The sequence below is a fragment of the Pseudomonas emilianonis genome (assembly GCF_023072625.1).
GTDB classification, from domain to species: domain Bacteria; phylum Pseudomonadota; class Gammaproteobacteria; order Pseudomonadales; family Pseudomonadaceae; genus Aquipseudomonas; species Aquipseudomonas paraveronii.
In genome coordinates this window covers 1-6,106 of sequence record NZ_JAKNRV010000316.1, presented here as the reverse complement: position 1 = coordinate 6,106, position 6,106 = coordinate 1, and the positions used below count along the sequence as shown (strand labels likewise).

Annotated in this window: 5 protein-coding genes and 1 pseudogene; all 6 read right to left on the bottom strand. The window is 62.5% G+C overall.

Annotated features, from left to right (window positions below):
- Window positions 1–747, bottom strand: a 747-nt coding sequence (locus tag L9Z73_RS23655; protein ID WP_247406208.1) for a sensor histidine kinase, incomplete at its 3' end; no start/stop codon positions are given.
- Window positions 731–1,894, bottom strand: coding sequence for an alcohol dehydrogenase-like regulatory protein ErcA (gene ercA / locus L9Z73_RS23650; protein ID WP_247406205.1), 1,164 nt, complete (start codon window positions 1,892–1,894; stop codon window positions 731–733). The genes L9Z73_RS23655 and ercA, both read right to left, overlap by 17 nt.
- A gap of 127 nt (window positions 1,895–2,021) precedes the next feature.
- The gene (gene pqqA / locus L9Z73_RS23645; protein ID WP_010209364.1) at window positions 2,022–2,093 is read right to left on the bottom strand and encodes a pyrroloquinoline quinone precursor peptide PqqA; all 72 of its coding nucleotides are present in this window, start codon (window positions 2,091–2,093) and stop codon (window positions 2,022–2,024) included.
- A gap of 239 nt (window positions 2,094–2,332) precedes the next feature.
- Window positions 2,333–3,853 carry an acetaldehyde dehydrogenase ExaC gene (gene exaC, locus L9Z73_RS23640; RefSeq protein ID WP_247406203.1) on the bottom strand — a complete coding sequence of 507 codons (1,521 nt, stop codon included), beginning with the start codon at window positions 3,851–3,853 and terminating at the stop codon, window positions 2,333–2,335.
- 121 nt (window positions 3,854–3,974) lie between these two features.
- Entirely contained in the window at window positions 3,975–5,750 is a 1,776-nt protein-coding gene (locus tag L9Z73_RS23635; RefSeq protein ID WP_247406201.1) for a PQQ-dependent methanol/ethanol family dehydrogenase, read from the bottom strand.
- A gap of 135 nt (window positions 5,751–5,885) precedes the next feature.
- Window positions 5,886–6,106, bottom strand: a pseudogene (locus L9Z73_RS23630) (quinoprotein relay system zinc metallohydrolase 1); the annotation flags it as partial.

The window sequence follows — 6,106 nt, the reverse complement described above, 5'->3', positions numbered from 1 at the left end:
GGTGTCCCACACTTCCAGGCGCAGGCGATCGCCCCGGCGGCGGGCGCCGAGCAGGATGCAACCGTCGTCGGTGTAGCGGCAGGCGTTGCTGAGGAAGTTGCGCAGAATCCGCGTCACCAGGCGCAGGTCGGTCCGGATCGCGTAATGGCCGGTGTGTGAGCGTAAATTCAGTCCGGCGGCCAGGGCGACGGACTGGAATTCCGAGACCAGCGGCGCAAACAGCTCGTCCAGGCGATACAGCGCCACGTCCGGCTTGACCGCCGCCTGGTCCAACCGCGAGATATCGAGCAAGTCGGTGAGCAAATCCTCGGCCCCTTCCAGGGCCTGGTGCGTGCGCTCCACCAGCACCTGTTCGACGCTGGGCAATGGCCGTTCGCGCAAGGTGGCGATCAGCAGCCGTGCGGCGTTGAGCGGCTGCAACAGGTCATGGCTGGCGGCGGCGAGGTACTTGTCCTTGCTGCGGTTGGCGGCCTCGGCGGCGTCGCGGGCGTCGCGCAGTTCCTGTTCGACCTGTTCACGCTGGGCGATCTGCTGTTGCAGGTTGCGGTTGGCTTCGAGCAATTCATCGGTACGCGCCGCCACCCGCAACTCCAGCTCGTCGTTAAGGCGAATGTAGCGGTTGCGCTCGGCCTCCAGCTCATGGAGGCGGGCCGTGAGTTCCGGGTAGTGGCTCTTGCGCGCCGACTGGTCGCCCAAGCCCAGCAGCCCAGCGAGGGCGCGCTGCTGGTCGTCAGAGAGCTTCGCCATAGACGACCTCGACATCACGCTGGCTCGATTCGCGGGGGTTGGTGAGGATGCACGGGTCGTGCATGGCGTGCTGGGACAGGAACGGAATGTCCGCCACCCGCACGCCGTGCAGGCCGAGGGTTTCGTGGAAGCCGATCGCATGCTTGAGCGCGATCAGATGCTCCACCAGCCGCCCACGGATCTGCAGATGGGTCAGGCCGCGGCAGTCGATGCCGAACGTCTCGGCAATCACCTTGAAGCGCTCCGGCGCCGAGTTGTAGTTGAACGCCACCACATGCTCCACCAGCACCGCGTTGCACAGGCCGTGAGGCAGGTCGAGGAAGCCGCCGAGGCTGTGGGACATGGCATGCACTGCGCCGAGGATCGCATTGGAGAACGCCAGCCCGGCCTGCATGCTGCCGAGCATGATTTTCTCGCGCAGGGCGATGTCCGTCGGGTTGGCGATCATCTGCACCAGGTTGCCGTTGATCAGGCGCATGGCTTCCAGCGCGTGGGGGTCGGTCAGCGGGCCGTGGCCGGTAGAGACGAACGCCTCGATCGCATGCACCAGCGCATCGATGCCGGTACAGGCGGACAGGAACGGGTCCATGCTGGCGGTGGTTTCCGGGTCGATCAGCGACACATCCGGCACCACCGCCTTGCTGACGATGGAGAACTTCATGCGCTCTTGCTGGTTGGAAATGATCACGAACTGCGAGACATCCGCCGAAGTGCCGGCGGTGGTGGGGATCAGGATCAACGGCGGGCTGGGCACGCGAATGGTGTCCACGCCTTCGAATTCGAGGATGTTGCGCCCATGGGCGACCACAATGCCGATGGCCTTGCCGCAATCCATCGGGCTACCGCCGCCGATGGCCACGATCACGTCGCAATGGTTGTCGCGGTACACCTCGGCGCCGAGCATGACTTCTTCGACACGGGGGTTGGGCGAGACGCCGCTGTACAGGCAGTAATCGATACCGATGGCCTGCAGGCTGGCTTCCACATCGGCGACCCAGCCGGCCGCGATCACACCGGGGTCGCTGACCACCAGCACTTTGCGCGCACCAAAGGTCTTGGCGTAATTACCGACGTTGTGCCGGCAACCGGCACCAAAGATGATTTCAGGCGAGACGAATTTACGTAAGAGGCTGAGATTTGGGCTCATTGGAAAGCCTGTTTTTATTATTTTTGAGAGATGCGCTCCACACTAACCCATCCGCGCGCGAATGCAATCAGACCAAAGAGTCATTCCCCAAACGACCCCGGCCAGCGCAGGGCTGGCCGGGGGTGAATCAGCGGCTGGCGAAGTACATGGTCACTTCAAAGCCGATACGCAGGTCGGTAAACGCGGGTTTAGTCCACATGGGGCGATCCTCTTGTTGTGCCGGAAGATTCCGGTAATGGCATTAATGCATGGGGGGATGGGGGTGCGAATGCTACTTTCGAACGAGCCTGGAGCATGCCTTGGTAGCGGGTGTACACAGAACAAAATGTGGGAGGGGGCTTGCCCCCGATAGCGGTGGGTCAGTGACATAAATCTTGACTGACCCACTGCAATCGGGGGCAAGCCCCCTCCCACATTGGATTGCATTTCAAGTCGGGGTTAGAAGAAGCCCAACGGGTTGATGTCGTAGCTCACCAGCAGGTTCTTGGTCTGTTGGTAGTGATCGAGCATCATCTTGTGGTTCTCACGCCCCACACCCGACTTCTTGTAGCCGCCAAACGCAGCGTGCGCCGGGTACAGGTGGTAGCAGTTGGTCCATACGCGACCGGCCTTGATCGCCCGGCCCATGCGGTACGCACGGTTGATGTCGCGGGTCCACAGCCCGGCACCCAGGCCGAATTCGCTGTCGTTGGCAATGGCCAGGGCTTCGGCTTCATCCTTGAAGGTGGTGATACCCACCACCGGGCCGAAGATTTCTTCCTGGAATACGCGCATTTTGTTATGGCCCTTGAGCAGGGTCGGCTGGATGTAGTAACCGCTGGACAGGTCACCCTCCAAACGCTCGGCCGCGCCGCCAGTGAGCAGCTCGGCGCCCTCTTCCTGGGCGATTTTGAGGTAGGACAGGATCTTGTCGTATTGCTGCTCGGACGCCTGGGCGCCGACCATGGTTTCGGTGTCCAGCGGGTCGCCACGCTTGATCTTGGCGATCTTTTTCATCACCACTTTCATGAAGTCGTCGTAGATCGACTCCTGCACCAGCGCACGCGATGGGCAGGTACACACTTCGCCCTGGTTGAAGAACGCCAGTACCAGGCCTTCGGCGGCTTTTTCGATGAACTGTGGCTCGGCATTCATGATGTCTTCGAAGAAGATGTTCGGCGACTTGCCGCCCAGTTCAACGGTCGACGGAATGATGTTCTCGGCCGCGCAATGCATGATATGCGCGCCGATTGGCGTGGAGCCGGTAAAGGCGATCTTGGCGATGCGCTTGCTGGTGGCCAGCGCCTCACCGGCTTCACGGCCAAAGCCCTGCACGATGTTCAGCACGCCCGGTGGCAGCAGGTCATTGATCAGTTCGGCAAATACCATGATCGACAACGGCGTCTGCTCGGCCGGCTTGAGCACGACGCAGTTACCGGCGGCCAGAGCCGGGGCAAGTTTCCAGGCGGCCATCAGCAGCGGGAAGTTCCACGGGATGATCTGCCCGACCACGCCCAACGGCTCATGGAAGTGGTAGGCGGCGGTGTGTTCGTTGATTTCGGCGGCGCCGCCTTCCTGGGCACGGATGCAACCGGCGAAGTAACGGAAGTGGTCGGCGGCCAACGGCACGTCGGCGTTGAGGGTTTCGCGCACGGCTTTGCCGTTGTCCCAGCTTTCGGTGACGGCCAGGACTTCGAGGTTCTGTTCGATACGGTCGGCGATTTTCAGCAGGACCAGGGCGCGATCCTGGACCGAAGTCTTGCCCCAGGCGTCGGCGGCGGCGTGGGCGGCGTCGAGGGCCTTGTCGATGTCAGCCGCGTTGGAACGCGGGAATTCGGCGATGACTTCACCGGTCACCGGCGAAGTGTTGGTGAAGTATTCACCGCTGACTGGCGCGACGAATTCGCCGCCGATGAAGTTACCGTAGCGTGGCTTGAAGCTGACGATGGCGCCAGGGGTGCCAGGTTGTGCGTAGATCATGTTGAAGCCTCTGTCTGGGTCCGGGCCTGTCGGTCAACAGGCGATAACCCGATAGTAAAGAGGCCCCGCTGCCGGGCGAATGCGCCGTTGGCAGGGGGATTCTTGTCATTTGGTCGTAGATTCAGCGTTTGCCGACCAGGTCTTTGGGCAGTTTGAAGGTCCAGAGCATGCCGCCCTGGTTGAAGTCCTTGATACGCTTGGCCACTTCACCGCCCCACAACGGCACCGCGCCGCCCCAGCCGGAGAGCACCGAGACGTACTGTTCGCCGTCCATTTCCCAGGTCACAGGCGAGCCGAGTACGCCGGAGCCGGTCTGGAATTCCCAGACCTTCTCGCCGGTCTTGGCGTTGAAGGCCTGCAGGAAGCCTTCCGGCGTACCGGTGAACACCAGGTTGCCCTTGGTCGTCAGAACCCCGCCCCACAGCGGCGCGTAGTTCTTGTGGCGCCAGACTTCCTTACCGGAGACCGGGTCGATGGCGCGCAGCACGCCGATGTAGTCTTCGTTCAGCGGCTTGATGGTGAAGCCCGCACCGAGGAACGCCGCACCTTTTTTGTAGGTGATGCCTTCGTTCCACATGTCCATGCCCCATTCGTTGGACGGCACGTAGAACAACCCGGTGTCGCGGTTATAGGCCATCGGCATCCAGTTTTTCGCGCCGAGGAACGCCGGCGCAACGAACACCGACGTGCCCTTGGCTTCGCTACCTGGCGCACCGGGGCGGCTGGCGTCGTTGTAGATCGGCCGGCCGTCTTTATCCAGGCCTGTGGCCCAAGTGATCTTGTCGACAAACGGGAAGCCACGGATGAACTTGCCGTTGGTGCGGTCGAGCACGTAGAAGAAGCCGTTACGGTCGGCAGTGGCCGCCGCTTTGATCTCTTTGCCGCCTTCGGTGTAGTTGAAGGAGACCAGCTCGTTCACGCCGTCGTAGTCCCAGCCGTCATGAGGGGTGGTCTGGAAGTGCCACTTGATGGTGCCGTCATCCGGGTTCAATGCCAGACGCGAGGACGAGTAGAGGTTGTCGCCAGGGCGCAGGTGGGAGTTCCACGGTGCCGGGTTGCCGGTGCCGAACAGCAGCAGGTTGGTTTCCGGGTCGTAGTAGCCGCCGAGCCACGGCGCCGCGCCGCCGGTTTTCCACAAGTCGCCAGGCCAGGTCTTGCCCGCCTCGCCACCGGAAATGCCGTTTTCCACGGCCTTACCGTCCTTGTAGACGTAACCCATGTGACCTTCGACAGTCGGACGGGTCCACAACAGGTCACCGTTTTTCGGGTCGTAGGCTTCGATCTTGCCCACCACGCCGAATTCGCCACCGGCCACGCCGGTAATCAGCTTGCCGTTGATCACCAGGGGCGCGGCGCTGATCGAGTAGCCTTCCTTGTGGTCGGCGACTTTTTTGCTCCACACCACTTTGCCGGTGTCTTTGTTCAGGGCCACCAGCTTGGCGTCGAGGGTGCCGAAGAACACCAGGTCGCCGTACAGCGCCACGCCCCGGTTGATCACGTCACAGCACGGGCGGATGTCATCGGGCAGACGCGCATCGTACTGCCAGAGCTTCTTGCCGGTGCGCGCGTCCACCGCAAACACCCGCGAATAGGAACCGGTGAGGTACATCACCCCGTCCTTGATCATCGGCTGCGCCTGCTGGCCGCGCTGCTTCTCGCCGCCAAAGGAGAATGCCCAGACCGGGCGCAGGTCCTTGACGTTGTCCACGTTCAGGGTATCGAGCGGGCTGTAGCGCTGGCCCTGCACGCCCAGGCCGTTGGTGACGATCTGCCCGGGGTTTTTCGGGTCCTGGAGGATGTCCTGGTCGCTCACGGCGGCCATGGCCTGGCCGGATAACAGAATGGCACCGAGCAACACACTCAAGGCGAAGGGTTGGCGGCGTGCGGGTTGGGTCATGACGGCTACCTCTGCGGTTTTTTGTTATACCCGGGAAATTTTCCCGGTCTGGTACAGATTCTTGGGCGCAGGGGCGGTTGTCACAATTGACCGCAGTATCGAGATTGCTAGTTCCTTAGTAGCGGGTCGGGCCTGTCAGCGGGCGGAATCGACGCGCTGCATCTGCTCGCGCTCGTAACGCGGGTACAGGTGGCTGACGCTGCGGATCAGCTCATAGCGGCTCAGGCTGATCGCGGCGAAGCGCTCGGGGATGGGGCTGCGGATCATCTCGGCCATGTCGGTGCCCTGGGCGGCGCCGTCGCGCAGCAGTTGGTCGAGCCAGGTGAGGTAGTCGCGCATCTGCGCGAACGGCTGCG